The sequence below is a fragment of the Candidatus Neomarinimicrobiota bacterium genome (assembly GCA_036476315.1).
GTDB lineage: Bacteria > Fidelibacterota > Marinisomatia > Marinisomatales > S15-B10 > JAZGBI01.
The window spans coordinates 1-16,968 of record JAZGBI010000108.1 but is presented as its reverse complement, the minus strand read 5'-3'; the positions used below and the strand labels follow the sequence as shown (position 1 = coordinate 16,968).

The following is a 16,968-nucleotide window of genomic DNA, read 5'->3' as shown; positions in this document are numbered from 1 at the left end:
AAGGTCTATTCATGATATCGAGCGAACGGGGAATAGCTGTAATAACGATACCTTGGATAGTTATCCACGCCGATACTTAACTGAAGGTTTTCTGTTGGCCGGTAAAGAAGATTGGCACCATAGAAGACCTGTCCATTGAAGGAATTCACCCCATAGGGGTTACGAGAATTGGTGGGCTGAAGAAGATCGAAGGAGCCGTGCAAGGTCCACTTGTCGGAGATGAGGTATCGGAGCCTGTTTGAATAGACGCCGTAACTGACCGACTGTCCCCCCATGACGGCCATATTCAATGAGAATCCATGATTGATGGAGAAACGCTCCAGGTCCTCCAGAGAGACGGATGGTTGCTTCTCTGCACGGTTCTCTGGAAGCTGAGATTTGAATTGAGCAGATACCGGCATTAACAGGAAAATGGAACACGCCGCTATGATCAGCTTGTCAGTTGTTTTCATATAACTCCCTGTAGATACGGTTGGCCTCGATAAGTTGTTCCTGGGTATTTACCCCGGCCACTTCCCGGCTATCGGTCACACTCTCCACAGCTACGAGATGTCCTGAGGATCTCAAGACGGTCAGAACATCGGGAAGATAATACTCCTTCTGAACGTTGTTGTTTCCCACTTCCGGAAGGTACCGGAAAAGGAGTCTCGCATCGAAGGCATAGACACCGGCATTCACTTCCCGGATCGTTCTCAGGTCATCGGTGCAGTCTTTTTCTTCCACAATTCTGTGGAGATTCTCCACGCCATTTCTCACGATTCTTCCGTATCCCGTTGGATCGTCAAAGATCGCAGCCAGAACAGTGGCGCTTGCATGGGAAACATAATGCTTTGCAAGAAGTTTGTCAAGGGTCATTTGGGATAGCAGCGGGACGTCCCCGGAAAGCACCAGAATGCAGCCGTCGAAGCTCTCAAATTCCTTTTCTGCCCTCAAAACCGCGTCTCCTGTTCCCAGCCGTTCTTCCTGCTCCACAAGAGTCAACTGTTCGCCATCCAGTATATCGTTCATCCGTTCCTTGTGAGACCCGACGATGACTACGATCTTCTCAGGATTCAGAGCCCTGGCCGTGGCGACTACACGGCGAATCATGGGCTTGTTCCCAATGGAATGGAGCACTTTTTGATCAGGCGATTTCATCCGTTTGCCTTTTCCGGCAGCGAGAATGATGACGCCCAGAGGTGGCCTTTCAGCCATGAATATGACCCTCCTGAATTATGCCGCCTCCCAAAAGTTCGTCATGGGAGTAGAAGACAGCAGATTGACCGGGGGTAACCGCAAATTGTGGGGACTCAAATTCGGCCGTGACGGTGCCGTTGTCACTGCGTTGCACGCGGCAGGAAACTCCCGAATGGTTATAGCGAATCTGAACATGGATTTCCCTCCGCTCCCATGGATCCTGAAGCCAGTTCAATTCCCCGACGGAACAGCCGTCAAAAAACATCTCCTTCCGGGGAGCCAAGACGATCTTCTTCGTGACAGAATCGATGCTCTGGACGTACACGGCTTCTGGACCGGTAACTCCCAAACCCCGCCGCTGGCCGATCGTGTATTTAGAAATCCCATGGTGACTTCCCAGGGTCTCACCACCCAGCAAAACGAATTCTCCGGATTCCTCCCGGGAGGATCTCTCAGGATCGAACTCAGTCAGGAATTCCCGGTAGTCGTCATTTGGGATGAAGCAGATCTCCTGACTTTCCGCTATCTCTGCCGTGACAAACCCCGCCTCTTTTGCCAGCCTGCGAACCTGTTCTTTAGTCAATGCTCCCACGGGAAAAAGGGTGCGCTTCAGAGCCTCAGTCGGTATTCCCCAGAGAACGTACGACTGATCCTTCCTGTCGTCGATTCCCTTTTTTACCACCGGCCGCCCGGCGTCGCTGCAGTCCATTTGTGCGTAGTGTCCTGTAGCCATCCAATGTGCCCTCAACAGGTCGGCATGGCGAAAGAGTTCTCCCCACCTGACGCGACTGTTACACCGGATGCATGGATTGGGCGTTCGACCGGAAAAATATTCGCCAACAAGATAATTAACCACATTTTCCCTGAAGACGTTTCGATAATCAAGGGTGTAGTGGGGAACGCCAAGGCTCTGGCAGACGATTTTCGCATTGTTGATGGCCTCCACCGAGCAGCAATAGGAACCGTTTCGACCGTCGTATTCCCACAGTTTCAGCGTAACACCAATGGCTTCGTATCCCTCTTCCACGAGTCGAAGCAGGGCGACGGAACTGTCCACGCCACCCGACATGGCAACCACCACGCGGTTTTTGATTGGTGTCATGCCGCCGTCACCTCCTGCGCCACGTTCGACAGATTCCTCATATGCCGGCACAGGACGTCCACCAGGGTGGCCACATCTTCCTCTTGCGTATATCGCCCGAAGGATATTCGCAGCGACTGAAGGTTCAGGTCGTCGGGAATGCCCATGACTTTGAGTACGCGGGATGGCCTGGCGGAACCCGAGGAGCATGCCGATCCAGTGGAAACCGCGAGACCGTCAAGATCGAGATTCATGAGGAGAGCGTCGCCCGATATTCCTGGAACCGTGATATTCACCACACCGGGAAGATGTTCGCCGGGATGGCCGTTTATGACCACTTGAGGGAATTCTGCTCTAAGGCTGTTCACGAAAAGATCTCTCAGCATGTCCAGCCGGACGCCCTCTTCCCGGAGCGTTCCCGTGGCGAGCTCCGCCGCCAGGGCAAATCCGCAAATGCCGGCCACGTTTTCCGTACCGCCCCTCATTCGCTGTTCCTGACCTCCTCCGACAATATGGGGATGAAGTCGTACCCCCTTTTTCAGATACAGGGCACCCACACCCTTGGGACCGTACAGCTTGTGAGCGGAAAAGCTCATGCTGGTGATGTCTGGTTCTTTGGCGTCCACGGGGATCTTTCCCAGGGCCTGCACGGCGTCGGAATGGAACCAGATTCCCGCTTCGGTACAGATCTCTGCAATCTCCCGGACGGGCTCCAGGGTACCGGTTTCATTGTTCGCCATCATCACCGTCACCAAGCCCGTTTCATCCTTGCGGATGGCTTTCGAAATGTCGGCGGGGTTGACGAGACCGTGGGAATCCACGTCGACCATCGTACCCGAGATACCGAACTCCTTGAGCCTGGCAACGGTATCCGCCACAGATGGATGCTCCACCGGCGACGTAACCATGTGTTTTTTCTCACCCTGAAGAATGTTCCACAGGGCAAGATTATTGGCTTCCGAGCCACTTCCCGTGAAAATAATTTCTGACGGTTCACAGTGTATGGATTTGGCCAGTTGTCGTCTTGCGTTCTCAACATAAGCTCGGGCTTCCTGGCCGAACCGGTGGACACTCGATGGATTGCCAAAGACCCGACCGTTGAGGTCGACCATGAGTTTGGCCACCCTTTCATCCAGGGGTGTTGTGGCGCAGTAGTCGAAGTAGAGCATCTGTCTAACCCTTAAAGTAAGGCGGGTAACTTAAGCCTTAACGGAGACCTGGAGAAATGGAGAATTGATTCGTAATTCGTAACGCGTAATGCGTGAAGACAATTGACTATGGATTATGGACAATTGACTATTGAAAACTGGAGAAATGGAGAAGTGGAGGAATGGAGAATTGGAGAACTGATATGTACCTGCCGACTGCCAACTGCCAACTGCCGCTGGAACTGCCACTGCAACTCATAACCCATAACGTAGAACGTCTAACGTCCAACTACACGAATTCGTTTCGGATTTCTGCGTAACGGACGGTGTTCTGTAAATTCCGATAGAAGGGGGGTTTTCGCTCTTCCAGAAGATCGAGCGTCGCATCTAGGTCATAATCAAACCGGTGGACTTCCCATTGGAGTTCGCTTCCCAGGGTAAGAAACGCCACGGCTCCTTTCGTAAGGCCGTCGAAAGGAAGTCCCGTACTCACCGGGCAGAGAACCTTGATATTCCCATTCTCTTCCGCACGGGGGATATGAATGTGGCCATGAATGAAAAGAAACTGCTTGATGGCGGGATACTGCTGCTTCACATGATTCCGCCAGGTAATGGCCTCCGCCAGCGATGGAGGCTGTTCGTCACGTTCATACCAGGCGTGGGTGAATTCCAGTAGGAATGTCTCGAAACTATCGCGGTGTGAAATGCGCATCTCATCGATAAAATCGATTCCTTCCTTGCCGATCTGTTCGTAGGTCCACTGTTGATGCTGAACAATTCCCTGACATACCGGGTCGTCTGGACTCATCCCTTCGATAGTCGGAGCCTCATGTTCCCAGATTCGTTCTTTCAGATACCTTTCATGATTGCCCCGAAGAATAATGGAGTCCTTGTACTTCAACATGACATCGAGCACTTCCCTGGGCGCGGGACCGAGGGAAAAGTAATCCCCCAGCCAGAGTAGCTGATCGATATTGTCCCGCTCCTCGAGTATGGAAATTGCCGTCTTGAGGGCGGCTATATTCCCATGAACGTCCGAGATAATTCCAAAAGTCTTGCTCGACATGATTTCCTTTTTTTCAATATACCATCCATTTGTTATTGTATCAACCCCATCTTCGTCTTTTCTTCGCCTTTTCGCGACGGGAAGAGGCATGTAAAATCTTGTGGTGATGGTGGGCCAAGTTATCATTGTGGGATCAACTAGACCGTGGTTTTTTCTGTACTTCTCTTTGTCGAAAGAGAAGTACCAAGAGAACCTCCGGCTGAAAAATCCTCCCGCCCGTGTCGGCTGAAGCCACGGGAATCCATGAAACTCGCCCGCCTGTTGACGGCCTCACACAGTCATGGATTCTCATCCGCGTCTCCATCTCCACGAATTCCAGCGGGACGATTTTAAGGCCGATTTTTTCATTTTTGGTGCCGAGGAATCATCGAAGGAACATTTGCTTGCCAATGGAGAAAGGGAAGGATTAAACTCTTTTGTCCTCTATGTCCGCCCGCACCATTCTTGCCGTAGGTTCCATTGCCATCGACTGGCTCGAGCTGCCCGATGGGCGCGAGAGAGAGACGTTGGGCGGTTCTGCCACCTATTTCCTGTTGGCCGCCAGCCGTTTTGCCCCCGTTCACGTAGTCGGCATCGTGGGCTCGGATTTTCCCGAGGCGGGAATGCACCTTTTCAAAAAGCACGCCGCAAACCTGGATGACCTGCAGGTCACGCATGGCAAAACGTTCCGATGGGGCGGAAGGTACCACGGGGACTGGGAGAGTCGCACGACCCTGTTTACGGAATTGGGCGTATTTGAAACGTTCAGGCCCGCATTAAGCCCTGTCAACCGGAAATGTGACGTCATTTTCCTGGGAAACATTCAGCCGTCTCTCCAACTCGACGTGCTGGATCAGTCGGAGAACCATGGGAGAGTCGTTGTCTGCGACACCATGAATCTCTGGATCGAGACTACCAAGGATGATCTTTTGAAGGTGCTTCAACTCACGGACATTCTGCTGTTGAATGAACAGGAAGCATCCCTTCTTACAGGTGTTTCCGATCTGGAAGAGGCTGTTTCTGCTATCCAGGAATTGGGCCCCTCGCAGGTTGTCGTAAAGCGGGGTTCCATGGGCTCTTTTCTGGTAACGGGATCGGAAAAGACTCATATAGGAGCATTTCCCGTTAAAACCGTTAGCGATCCCACGGGGGCAGGAGACTCATTTGCCGGCGGTTTCGTGGGAGATCTGGCGAGGGGGGAATCGATCGTAGAGGCCCTCATGGCAGGCTCGGCGGTGGCTTCATTTTGTGTGGAAGGATTCGGTGTGGAAGGTCTTATCAAAATAGAGGAGGATGAGTTAACTCACCGGATAAATGCTATTCGTGAGAAATCGTTGTAACCACGGATTAAACCGATTATCAAGATAAAAGAGAAAGGATAAAAGATAAAAATGAGGAGCAGCAGTTGGGAGTACACAGTCAGCACTCAGCTGTCAGATTACGCATTACGAAACACGAATTACGCATCGGGTCTCCAGATCTGGCTTGAATCCCCACAGGGGACTTGGTATATTCCATCGTTCACGCTGAATTCAAACTTTCCAGGAGGATTTCCCATGTACCCGAAAATCACCGTTGTCGCTTCTGTGCTCGCAGGCCTGTTCCTCGTTTTTCTGGGATGTGCCAGTGAGCAGATTACATCGGCCCGGCTTTACATCCAGCAGGAGGATTGGGACAAGGCGGAGGAGATGTTACTCGAGGCCATGGAACTCGAGCCGGATAACCCGGAGGTCTATTATACCCTGGGATTGGATATCTATGCTAGAAAAGGTGAATGGGACAAAATGCACGAAATGTTCCAAAAGGCGCGAACCGTGGGCGGAGACAAGAAGCTGCCGTCGGGTGCGACAGTCAACCAAGGCGTGGAGGACGCTTTGCTGAAGTATTGGAGTGAGCATTACAACAGGGCGGCGGATCGATATAATAAGGCCATGAGGGATACGGGGGAGACCAGACTCAACCAGCTGGAAGATGTCATTGATCTGTTCGAGACGGCGAAGACAATCGATCCGGAAGAACCCCGGACCTACAAGAGCCTGGTTTTTGCGTACATTCAGGTCGGCGATTCAGACCGGGTTGAAACGACCCTGGAGCAGGCTCTGGAGAGAAATCCCGAGGATTCCGACCTTCTGGTGACGGCAGGGAATACGTTCCGGGAAAGCGGCGATCTGGAACGTGCTGTCGAAATGCTCGAGAAGGCCGTAAGGGTTGATCCTGGGGACAGCCGGTCCGCCCGGGCTCTCGCAGACACCTATTACGACCTGGGAGACAAGGATGGAGCCATTCTTGCCTACAAGAGGGCACTCCGGGAAGACCCCGAGAATGTGGACCTCCATTTTAACCTGGGAGTTCTCTACCTTCAGGTGGAAGACTACGATTTTGCTGGAACGGAATTCCAGACTGTTCTGAGACTCGATCCCGAGGACAGGGACGCCACCGTGGGCATTGGTGAGGCTTACGAGAGGATGGAACAGTGGGAAGATGCGGAATTCTATTACGGGAAAGCATTAAGACTGGACCCGGAAGACCCCCTGGTCCTCCGGGGAATTGCCAGGGTGATTTACCGCCAGGGCCGCATTGAGGAAGCAGAGGAGTATCTAAATCGCGCCAAGGCGATAGAATAGTGTTCAAGTTTTCAAGTGTTCAGGTGCTTATTTGTTCGAGTGTTTTCGTACTTTGACGTTAACACTTTGACACTTCAGCACGTTCATACTTTAGCACATTAACACTCTAACACTTAAATACTTTGGATCTATCCTATACCCTTCCGTTTCATTAAGTAACTTGTAAGGGCCAGATCCAGGTTTTGATCGGTCTGGAGCGAAACGTAGTCAATGTTCCGTTTTCGGCACTGCGTCCTGTAAAAGTCGTGGAACCGCTGCATCACCTGACGGTATGCCGATTGGATCTGCCACGGCTCAGTGGTGATCTCTTCCCCCGTTTCCATGTCACGGAAACGAGTTCTCACGGAAAAATCGAAATCTCGCTCCCTTCTGTCAACGATGTGAAAGACGATCACTTCGTGCTTCTTGTGACGAAAGTGTTTCAGTCCGGTGAGTACCTCCTCGGGTTCGTCCAGGAGATCCGAGATCAGGATGATTAGTCCCCGTTTCTTGACCTTTTCTGCCAGATGATGGAGTGTGGGGGCAACTTTCGTGTCCTCTCCGACTTCGATGTTCTCCAGTTCGGCAAGAATCGTGTTCAGATGGCCGGGTGTGGAACGGGGGGGAACGAATCCTCTTATGCCGTCATCGAACAGGGTGATGGAAACACCGTCCTGCTGGGCAAGCATGAGGTAGGTGAGTGCCGCTGCCAGATAGCTTCCGTACTCCAGTTTGCTGACTTTCGAGCTCTTATAGGTCATTGACCTACTGGTATCCAGCAGAAGGTAAGACCGGAGATTGGTTTCTTCTTCAAACTGTTTGATATAGTACCGGTCTGTTTTTCCGTATAATTTCCAATCTATATGACGGACTTCATCTCCGGGACCGTATGCCCGATGTTCCGCAAACTCCACGCTAAATCCATGGTAGGGACTCTTGTGCAGTCCGATGATATATCCTTCCACCACCAACCGCGCCCGGAGGGACATGTTGTTCAATTTCGCCACAATCTCGGGTTGGAGGTACTTACGTTTATCAATGGTACTCATGTTAAACGTTAGAAGTTAGAAGTTAGACGTTTTTGGTCGTGACTTGATGGATTTGTGGTAGGCGAAAAGCTTCGATTTCAGTTTCTCAATAAACCTCTCCGCCTCACCAAGCTTTTCCTGACTCATATAGCCTAGCTCCACTGCCAGTATTAATTGTGCGTGAGATTCATTCAACGATCCCAGTGCGATATCTACGAAATGTTTCCGGTCAGTAGCGGTTCTGCGGGCTGAACCCTCTGCGATACTTGATGGAATTGCTATGGCAGCTCTCCTCATTTGATTCGTCAATCCAAATTGCTCTGTACTGGGGAAAGGCTGAGTAATCTGGTAGACTGATTTTGCGTACTGCAAAGCAAGCTGAAACACTTCCAAATCCTTAAACGTTCCCATTGCTAACTCTTTTCATCTAACCTCTAACATCTAACGTCTAACGTGGAACGTCTACCGTATTTCCTCAATCAACTTCTCCAGGACAGCGTCGGTTGAGACGCCGTCGGCCTCGGCATTGAAATTCGTGATAACACGATGCCGGAGAACGGGCTTGGCCATGGTCAAAACATCTTCGATAGCGGGGGTGGGCCGTCCTTCGAGAACCGATTTCGCCTTTGCTCCGAGAATCAGGTATTGAGATGCCCGGGGTCCTGCGCCCCAATCAAGCCAATCGTCTATGAACTGGGGACCACGGTCCCCCGGACGGGTTTTCGCCACGAGATCAACGGCAAACTCCACCACGTTATCCGCTACCGGAACGCGGCGGATGAGAGACTGGTAGCTCATGATCTGATCCCGGGAGATGATGGTTTCCAGACTTTCTTCCCTGGCGCTTGTGGTGGACTTCACAATGTCGATCTCTTCAGCCGTGGAAGGGTAGGTGATGTCCAGGCTGAACATGAATCGGTCGAGCTGTGCCTCGGGAAGGGGATACGTCCCCTCCTGTTCGATGGGGTTCTGGGTAGCCAGGACGAGGAAAGGCTCTTCCACCGTGTATGAGACGCCAGCGGCCGTGACCCGGTATTCCTGCATCGCCTCGAGCAGGGCAGCCTGGGTCTTGGGGGGTGTCCGGTTGATTTCATCGGCGAGAATGATGTTGGCAAAGATTGGTCCTTTGATATACCTGAAATCGCGCTTGCCGGTCTTGTGATCTTCCTCAAGGATTTCCGTTCCCGTAATATCACTGGGCATGAGGTCTGGGGTGAATTGAATCCGGCTGAATTTCAGATCGAGAATCTGCGCAACTGATTTGATGAGCAGTGTTTTTGCCAGTCCCGGAACGCCGATTATGAGGGCGTGACCACGACAGAGGAGCGTTATCAGGATATGTTCAATGATGTGCGTCTGGCCTACGATAACCTTTCGCAGCTCCGTAAGAATCTTGTCCCTTGAAACGTGCAGTTCCTGCACAAGCGCAATGTCATTTTTGTCTGTCATACTTCTCCCTGAAACCGGCTCCGGAATGATAAGTTCCTTGGACCAGCGGCGAAAAACTTACACAGGCCCCCTCCTTGAATCAATGGAATTGTCTTGAAATCGCTTGGCGAGGAAGGTAACTTGAAATTCAGCGTCTTGCCAGTCATCATGAAGAAAAAACCCGGGGACGACGTTCTTTCAAAGATGGAGTCCCATGTTGGTACGTTCATCCGTGGCGCTCCTCGAACGGCGGTTATTCTTGGTTCCGGTCTTGGTGGGTTTGCGCGCACCCTGAACGGATCCGTGTCCATCCCATATGGTGAGATTCCTTTCTACCCGAAATCCAGCGTGGAGGGACATTCGGGAGAGCTCGTAGCGGGGAATATCGGAGACCGGGCGGTTCTTGTTGCCAGCGGCCGGTTCCACATGTATGAAGGGTACGATGTGGATACGGTGACACTCCCCATCCGGTTGTTTCATCGCCTTGGGATAACAGATCTGATCATCACCAACGCGTCAGGATCCGTGCGAAAGGAAGTACCGCCGGGGTCCCTGATGGCATTGAAGGGCCATATTGACTGCACATTCCGTGAGAGTGCTGATCTCCCCGGCATCAACGAGGACAGCCGGTATCATTCACCGCGGCTTCTGAAACTTGCCGGAGCTGTCGCAAAGCGGGAAGGTGTTCAGCTGAGAACCGGGGTATACGCCTGGACACTCGGTCCTTCTTTCGAGACGCCCGCCGAAGTCGTTCTGGTCCGAAAACTGGGGGGAGATGCCGTCGGCATGTCTACGGTACCGGAAATCCGGGCGGCAGGAGACCTGGGTCTCGAAGTTCTGGGGATTTCATGTCTCACCAATTACGCCGCGGGAATAACGTCCAAACCGCTGACTCACGAGGAGGTGATGGAAGTCACCAACGACGTATCGGAGACGTTTACCCGCCTCATGAGAGGGATCGTTTCGGAAATCGGGGATTCGTGATCCGGACTGCAGAGAAAATGAGTATCCTCATAAGAAGAGAAGTGAAAGCGATTCAACCTGAACTTGTGGAGTGGAGACAGCATCTGCACAAGCATCCTGAGCTGGGATTTGAGGAGGTTGAAACGGCCAGGTTTGTGGCGGACGTTCTTGAAGATTTTGACATTCGTGTGTCAACCGGTGTTGGCAAAACCGGGGTGGTCGGGTTGCTGAAAGGAAAGAGAGAAGGACCATGTATCGGACTTCGAGCCGATATGGACGGCCTCCCCATTCAGGAGACGGGGGAGGTTCCTTTCGCCTCGGTGAATGAGGGAGTGATGCACGCCTGCGGTCATGATGGACACATGGCCATGCTGCTGGGAGCAGCCAAAGTCCTGTCTGGAATGAAAGAGAAGTTGAAGGGTTCCGTGAAATTCATCTTCCAACCTGCGGAGGAAGGGGAAGGCGGCGCGGTGGGGATGATTGAAGACGGAGTACTTGAGAGTCCTCACGTGGACCAGATCTATGGCCTTCATCTGTGGAACTACCAGTACTTCGGGACGGTAGGTATCAAGGAAGGTCCCATACTAGCAGCCACAGTTCCCTTTACCATCACAGTGAAAGGGAGAGGGGGCCACGGCGCAGCACCGCAGGGGACAGTGGATGCCATTGTCGTGGCGGCCCATCTTGTCACGTCTCTCCAGACAATTGTGAGTCGAAACACCAATCCTCTCGAATCTGCCGTGATAACGGTGGGAAAGATTGAAGGGGGTCACACTTTCAATGTGATAGCCGATAAGGTTGTCCTGCAGGGAACGGCGAGGGCATACACGGAAACCGTTCGTGAGCTCATCATCAGCCGCATGAATGAAATCATTTCCGGTGTGGAAGCCACGTTTGGTGCAGATATTTCTCTGGAGTACGGGGACGGCTACCCTCCCACGATCAATTCATCCGCAGAGACAAAGGTAGCTTCAAGCGCCGCAGGGAAAATCGTGGGTGAAGGCGCTCAATTTCCCTACATGAGTATGGGGGGCGAAGATTTTTCCTACTACCTTCAGAAAGTACCGGGATGTTTCTTCTTTGTCGGCTCGGCCCCGGAAGATAGTGAGCCGATGAGCGTTCCCCACCACTGCTCCCATTTCAACTTCGACGAACGTGCTCTCGCTGTCGGAAGTTCCATCTTTGTCCAACTTGTTGAAGATCTGTTGAACGTTGGAGGTTAGACGTTCGACGTTGGACGTTAGACGTTAGACGGATCACCAATCAAGAACCAAGCTCCAAGAGCCCCTGAACAGAAGCAAGCTTCTTACGGGACAGGCAAGAGCCAAGCATCAAGGATCAAGTAACAAGTCACCAGTAACCTCTCACCACTAACCAAACGTCACGCATTACGAATTACGAATCAATTCTCCATCTCTCCATTATATTCAACCTCCAATAGTCAATTGTCCATAATCCATAGACAATTGTCTTAATCCATCACCGATCAACCATGATCCATCATCCATCAAACCCGCTTCCTCCAATAAACTCCCGGAGGATGGAGGTTTCGGGAATGCGTTCCGGGGCGATTCTCGTGAAGAAGGAAAGAAACGTAACTAAGCGCTGAGCTTCCTGGAAATAATCACTCCCTTCTGGAATTCCTTCCAGAAGAGAAGTGGCAAGATTTGCCAGAACGGGAATCTCATAAATCAGACTTGAATTGAACATGAATTCCGCCTCCTCCTGGTAAGGAAAGATGTTTTGCTCCTCCCCTTTCCGGACCCGTGACCACTGTGAAAGCGTTTCCCCTGATGAATAACCCCGGAAACTATTGTCCCGGACAAGTCTTCTCAGGAGGCGATTGTCCGCTGTGGACACCCGGTGCTCGTTGTCCACGTTGAGCTGTGTAAGGGCGCTGACGTAGATTCGCTGAAGTTTTTCTTTTCCCACCCGTTCGGCGAAAAGGGGATTAAGGCCGTGAATCCCCTCGAGAATGATGAATGTTTCCTCAGGTATTTCGATTGTCCGGCCTGTCTCATACCCCCTGCCGGTGGAAAAATCGAATATTCTTTCAGGAATTGGTTCGCTGTTCAAAAGCCGGAGGATATGATCACATAGAGCGTCGACATCAAGTACGGTGATACTCTCATACTCTCTGCGTCCCTGCTCGTCCACCGGCATCTCATCTCGATCCAGGAAATAATTGTCCATTGAGACAGGTAAGGTGGAAAGACCGGTCACTTTCAGTTGAATGCCAAGTCTTTTTGCGAAAGTGGTCTTTCCCGAAGCGGACGGACCCGCGATAAGTACAACCCTTTTTGCGGGGTAATCCTCGCAGAGACCGTCGGCAATCTGGGATATCTTTTTCTCATGGAGCCCTTCCGCGACCCGGATCATTTCCCCGATTTCACCCGTCCTGGAGAGTCGATTCAATTCGCCTATATTCGATACACCCAGGATTCTACCCCACCTTTCATGTTCCTTGATTATCTGATACAGTTTTGGTGCGTCCACAAACGGTTTCAATGCGCCGGTTTCCTCGACTGGGGTGAGTCGAAGGACAAAACCGGCGTCGTAGGGTTCGAGTTCGAAAGAGAGAAGGGGGGACTTCTCTTCCGTCATGGGCTCAAATCGGTAATCCACAAAGCCGCCGAATCTGATAGAGGGAACGGGATCCTGCCGCCACGAGTCGAGAACCGCGAGCTTGTCCTCCCGTCCCTCGTGGGAAAACCTCTCACTCATCTCGTCTCCGGATATCTTGCTTAGTTCAATATTCACTTCGCTTTCCAAATACCGGATCATTGTTTGGGCAATGAGACGAACGTCCCTTTCCGTTGCCCTGACACCCTTGCCGAAGTGACAATAATAGCCGTCGGACATGGAGTGTTCAATGAAGAGGGTTTTTTCCGGGAACAGCTCACGACACGCGCAGGCCAGAAGAAACGCCAGGGTTGCCCTGTTCCCGGCTCCGGTCGAGTTACTCTCCGATGATTTTGATGAGCACTCTCTTCCGGCGGCGTCCGTCGAATTCTCCATAGAATATCTGCTCCCAGGGGCCAAAATGAAGCTTTCCGTCGGTGACGGCTACAACCACGTCCCGACCCATGATCTGGCGCTTGTGATGCGCGTCCCCATTATCCTCCCCGGTGCGATTATGATCATAGCGACTCACCGGTTCGTGGGGAGCCAGCTCCTCCAGCCACCGTTTGTAGTCGCGATGAAGACCGGGTTCGTCGTCATTGATAAATACGGAAGCCGTAATGTGCATGGCATTGACCAGACAGAGTCCCTCGGTTATTCCGCTTTCGTTGAGAGTACTTTGAACCTCCGGGGTAATGTTCACAAAATCCATTCGCTCCGGCACTTCCATCCAGAGCTCTTTCTGGTGACTCTTCATAACACCTCCTTGTTTGTTGATTGTGAAAGAAATATGGAAAATTGGAGGAATGGAGAAGTGGAGAAATGGAGAGATTGAGACAATTGACTATGGACTATTGACCATTGAAATCTGGAGAAATGGAGAACTGGAGGAACGGAGAGATGGAGAATTGATTCGTAATTCGTGATGCGTAATACGTTATAACCCCATAACGAATAACCCATGACACATAACTCACACATAACGTCGAACGTGGAACGTCGAACGTCTAACGTTTAACGTCCAACGTCTAACGTCACCACGGCAGTCTGTCAAGATCCACGTTTCCGCCCGATAGAATCACTCCCACTCTTTTCCCTACCATATCCACGGTTCCGTCAAGCAGGGCCGCCACGGGTACCGCCGAGGAAGGTTCAATAATGATGTTCATCCGTTCCCACACCGTTCGCATCGCGTTCACTATGGAAGATTCTGACACTGTAACGATGTCTGTGACATGCTTCATGATAATGGCGAATGTTAAGTCACCCAGGGAAGTCAGTAGACCGTCCGCGACGGTTTTTGGATTAACCGAGGGGACAATCCTCCCGGTACGAAATGACTGGTAGGCGTCATTGGCCCCTTCGGGTTCCACTCCCACCACCTCAATCTGTTTATTGACACCTGAGGCCGCCAGGGCCGTCCCGCTCAGGAGTCCCCCGCCGCCCACGGGAGCAAGGAGAGCGTCGAGATCCGGGACCTCCTCGAGCAGCTCAAGGGCCGCGGTTCCCTGTCCCGCGATGATCCTTGGATCGTTGTAGGAATGAATCTCAGTGGCACCGGTCTTCTTGACGATTCCAGCACATGTTTCTTCTCTCGAGGCAAGAGTCGGTTCGCAGAATGTAATCTGTGCACCGTACCCTGAGACGGCCTGTTTCTTGAGTTCGGAGGCAGTCCGCGGCATTACAACGTAGGAGTCCATACCGTGAAGTCTAGCTGCCATCGCTACGGCAGCACCGTGGTTTCCCGAAGAGTGAGTGGCGACGCCGTGTTTTGCCTCGTCTTTCGACAGTGAAAAGACGGCGTTACACGCGCCGCGAAATTTGAAGGCACCCACCTTCTGAAAGTTTTCACATTTGAAAAAAAGGTTCGCTTCTGTCATCCGGTTCAGGGTCTGGGAAGTGAGAACAGGCGTCAGGTGGACATGGCGTTTTATTCGCTTTGCAGCGGCTTTGACATGGGCGAATGTGGGGAGACGGGAGTTCATTTTTGCTAGGGTATATTTGAAAGAGAAGATAATAATAATGGATGGATTAGGTGAACAATGATTTGACGAAGTGTACTTTTCTTGATCGCAAGAAAAGTACTGCAAAATCTCAAGATCCTGTGGAGAACTCTGGCTGAAAAATAGTTGCGCCGGGTCTGGTCCTGCCCGAGGGGATGAATTAAACTCCCCCGATAGTCATCGGGGTCAGACAGTAATTCATCCTATTCCCCGTGCACGTCCACTCCCTTGCGTGTCGCAACCATTTTTAGGCCATTCTTTTTCATAGGAGGTCGCATTAGAAGTATTTTAGCTTCGTATGGTTTAAGGCCACTGGTAGCATTGTCCTGGAAGTCTGAAAAATTCCCAGGTTCTGGTTTCTATGCTAGGTCAAAACGCCTAACTTATTATATCATCTCGAATCCACCCGACCGGAGACCAGAGTCCTAAAAACAACAAAGGCCCGGAAATGATCGAAGTCTCGAACCTGTCAAAGGAATTCAAGTTGAGAAAGCGGCAGCGCCGGGAGATGGGCGAGGCGTATCGAAACACCAAGACCATCAAAGCGGTGGACTCCATCAGCTTTCAATGCACGCCCGGAAGGGTCTTCGGTTTAATCGGGCCCAATGGCGCTGGAAAAACCACGACTCTCAGAATGCTGGCGACGATGCTGAAACCCACCTCAGGGACCATTTCCGTGGCAGGCTTCGACACTCAGACTCACCCTGAAGAAGTGAGGCGTCGGATCGGGTTCATGACCGGCCAGACGGCCCTCTACGACCGTTTGACTCCATTGGAGATGGTCCGTTATATGGCATCTTTGCACCGCATGGATTCGTCGAGATTCGCTGAGCGAAAAGAAGAGCTCTTCACCGTACTGGGCATACACGATTTTGCAGACCGGCGTATCGCACGGCTGAGTTCCGGAATGAAACAGAAAGTGTCGATTGCCAGGACGATCATTCACGATCCTGACATTGTGGTATTCGATGAGCCCACCTCCGGACTGGATGTGATGACCTCCCGGGCCATTATCGACCTGATACGCTCATGTAGAGAGGACAAGAAGACAGTCATTTTTTCCACTCACCGCATGGGAGAAGTAAAACTCCTGTGCGACGACGTTGCCATCATACACCGCGGCAAGCTCTATTTCCGCGGCACGCTGGAGAAATTCGAGTCAGACATGACTCAACCCACCTTCGAAGACGAATTCATTCACCTTGTGGGAGAAGCATGAGGTGAATTCTCCGGTTATGAGATGTAAGCAATGAGAGTGCTAAGAATCTTCCTGAAGGAAATGAAAGACACGCTGAGGGACCGGCGGACGATCCTGATGATGGTGGTAGTGCCTCTGGTGTTGGTCCCCCTGCTTATCACCGTGGTCGTGAAGATTCAGCAATCCCAGATGGAAAAAGCCGAGGCTAAACAGTTGAACATTGCGTTTGTGGGAAAAGAGTATGCCGAAGAATTATACGAACTGGTTCAAGGCGATGATCGTTTCAACCTGATTGGGGGGGTTCATGCGGACAGCATCCTTCCCATGATATCGAGGGAGGAGCTGGACGGTGGTGTTATCGTGGCGCCCGAATTCCCCGGTCACATCTCGGCCCACCAACAGGGGACAATTCAAATTATGTTCAAGTCTTCTGAGGCTTTTGGTGTTGCGGAGCAGAGGCTGTCGGAAGTGATCGAGGAATGGGACCAGAAAATAGTGGGGCGCCGTATCGAACAATTGAAACTTGACAAGGATCTTTTTGACGCGGTGGCCATCGAAAAAATAGACGCTGCTTCGATCAAGGAAAAACTGGGGAAGCTGGCTGGTGGCTATCTCCCCTATCTCTTCATCATCTTTGGATTTATGGGAGCCATGTATCCCGGCATCGACTTAG

The 16,968-nt window shown here is 51.8% G+C and carries 17 protein-coding genes; 6 read left to right on the top strand and 11 right to left on the bottom strand.

The genetic code is table 11. The features are described 5' to 3' along the window. Positions 1–5: 5 nt before the first annotated feature. The 5 genes from V3U24_11385 to V3U24_11365 form a co-directional block, all read right to left on the bottom strand. The gene (locus tag V3U24_11385) at positions 6–452 is read right to left on the bottom strand and encodes a hypothetical protein (protein MEE9168046.1); all 447 of its coding nucleotides are present in this window, start codon (positions 450–452) and stop codon (positions 6–8) included. Then, a complete protein-coding gene (locus V3U24_11380) occupies positions 439–1,194 on the bottom strand; it encodes an NTP transferase domain-containing protein (GenBank protein ID MEE9168045.1) in 756 nt (251 codons plus the stop codon). The genes V3U24_11385 and V3U24_11380 overlap by 14 nt, the downstream gene beginning before the upstream one ends. Beyond that, positions 1,187–2,278: a tRNA 2-thiouridine(34) synthase MnmA gene (mnmA, locus tag V3U24_11375; GenBank protein ID MEE9168044.1), complete on the bottom strand. Its 1,092-nt coding sequence runs from the start codon at positions 2,276–2,278 to the stop codon at positions 1,187–1,189. The genes V3U24_11380 and mnmA overlap by 8 nt, the downstream gene beginning before the upstream one ends. Then, positions 2,275–3,426 (bottom strand): cysteine desulfurase family protein, encoded by a 1,152-nt coding sequence (locus V3U24_11370; protein ID MEE9168043.1) that lies wholly within the window; start codon positions 3,424–3,426, stop codon positions 2,275–2,277. The genes mnmA and V3U24_11370 overlap by 4 nt, the downstream gene beginning before the upstream one ends. A gap of 268 nt (positions 3,427–3,694) precedes the next feature. After that, positions 3,695–4,597, bottom strand: coding sequence for a metallophosphoesterase (locus V3U24_11365; protein MEE9168042.1), 903 nt, complete (start codon positions 4,595–4,597; stop codon positions 3,695–3,697). Between the two features lie 299 nt (positions 4,598–4,896). Here V3U24_11365 and V3U24_11360 point away from each other — a divergent pair, with 299 nt between their 5' ends. Further along, positions 4,897–5,790: a PfkB family carbohydrate kinase gene (locus tag V3U24_11360; GenBank protein MEE9168041.1), complete on the top strand. Its 894-nt coding sequence runs from the start codon at positions 4,897–4,899 to the stop codon at positions 5,788–5,790. 51 nt (positions 5,791–5,841) lie between these two features. Next, positions 5,842–7,074, top strand: a complete 1,233-nt coding sequence (locus V3U24_11355) for a tetratricopeptide repeat protein (GenBank protein MEE9168040.1) — start codon at positions 5,842–5,844, stop codon at positions 7,072–7,074. A gap of 128 nt (positions 7,075–7,202) precedes the next feature. Here the strand turns inward: V3U24_11355 and V3U24_11350 are convergent, their stop codons facing one another. The 3 genes from V3U24_11350 to V3U24_11340 are packed head-to-tail and all read right to left on the bottom strand — an operon-like array spanning position 7,203 to position 9,530. Further along, the gene (locus V3U24_11350) at positions 7,203–8,102 is read right to left on the bottom strand and encodes a DUF58 domain-containing protein (GenBank protein ID MEE9168039.1); all 900 of its coding nucleotides are present in this window, start codon (positions 8,100–8,102) and stop codon (positions 7,203–7,205) included. A 15-nt stretch (positions 8,103–8,117) separates the two neighbouring features. Continuing rightward, on the bottom strand, positions 8,118–8,492 hold the full coding sequence (locus V3U24_11345; GenBank protein MEE9168038.1) for a four helix bundle protein: 375 nt from the start codon (positions 8,490–8,492) through the stop codon (positions 8,118–8,120). A gap of 51 nt (positions 8,493–8,543) precedes the next feature. Then, positions 8,544–9,530: an AAA family ATPase gene (locus tag V3U24_11340; GenBank protein ID MEE9168037.1), complete on the bottom strand. Its 987-nt coding sequence runs from the start codon at positions 9,528–9,530 to the stop codon at positions 8,544–8,546. 120 nt (positions 9,531–9,650) lie between these two features. Here V3U24_11340 and V3U24_11335 point away from each other — a divergent pair, with 120 nt between their 5' ends. Next, positions 9,651–10,493, top strand: coding sequence for a purine-nucleoside phosphorylase (locus V3U24_11335; GenBank protein MEE9168036.1), 843 nt, complete (start codon positions 9,651–9,653; stop codon positions 10,491–10,493). Between the two features lie 17 nt (positions 10,494–10,510). Next, positions 10,511–11,695, top strand: coding sequence for a M20 family metallopeptidase (locus V3U24_11330; protein MEE9168035.1), 1,185 nt, complete (start codon positions 10,511–10,513; stop codon positions 11,693–11,695). A 277-nt stretch (positions 11,696–11,972) separates the two neighbouring features. Here V3U24_11330 and V3U24_11325 read toward each other — a convergent pair whose 3' ends face one another. From V3U24_11325 to V3U24_11315, 3 genes are all read right to left on the bottom strand, one after another. Beyond that, on the bottom strand, positions 11,973–13,490 hold the full coding sequence (locus tag V3U24_11325; protein MEE9168034.1) for a nucleoside kinase: 1,518 nt from the start codon (positions 13,488–13,490) through the stop codon (positions 11,973–11,975). After that, on the bottom strand, positions 13,432–13,851 hold the full coding sequence (locus tag V3U24_11320) for a secondary thiamine-phosphate synthase enzyme YjbQ (protein ID MEE9168033.1): 420 nt from the start codon (positions 13,849–13,851) through the stop codon (positions 13,432–13,434). The genes V3U24_11325 and V3U24_11320 overlap by 59 nt, the downstream gene beginning before the upstream one ends. A 277-nt stretch (positions 13,852–14,128) precedes the next feature. Next, positions 14,129–15,079 carry a pyridoxal-phosphate dependent enzyme gene (locus V3U24_11315; GenBank protein MEE9168032.1) on the bottom strand — a complete coding sequence of 317 codons (951 nt, stop codon included), beginning with the start codon at positions 15,077–15,079 and terminating at the stop codon, positions 14,129–14,131. Between the two features lie 466 nt (positions 15,080–15,545). Here V3U24_11315 and V3U24_11310 point away from each other — a divergent pair, with 466 nt between their 5' ends. Next, complete coding sequence (locus V3U24_11310; GenBank protein ID MEE9168031.1) at positions 15,546–16,316, top strand: ATP-binding cassette domain-containing protein; 771 nt, start codon at positions 15,546–15,548, stop codon at positions 16,314–16,316. Positions 16,317–16,346: 30 nt separating this feature from the next. Then, the coding region (locus V3U24_11305; GenBank protein ID MEE9168030.1) for a hypothetical protein at positions 16,347–16,968 on the top strand (622 nt) is incomplete at its 3' end.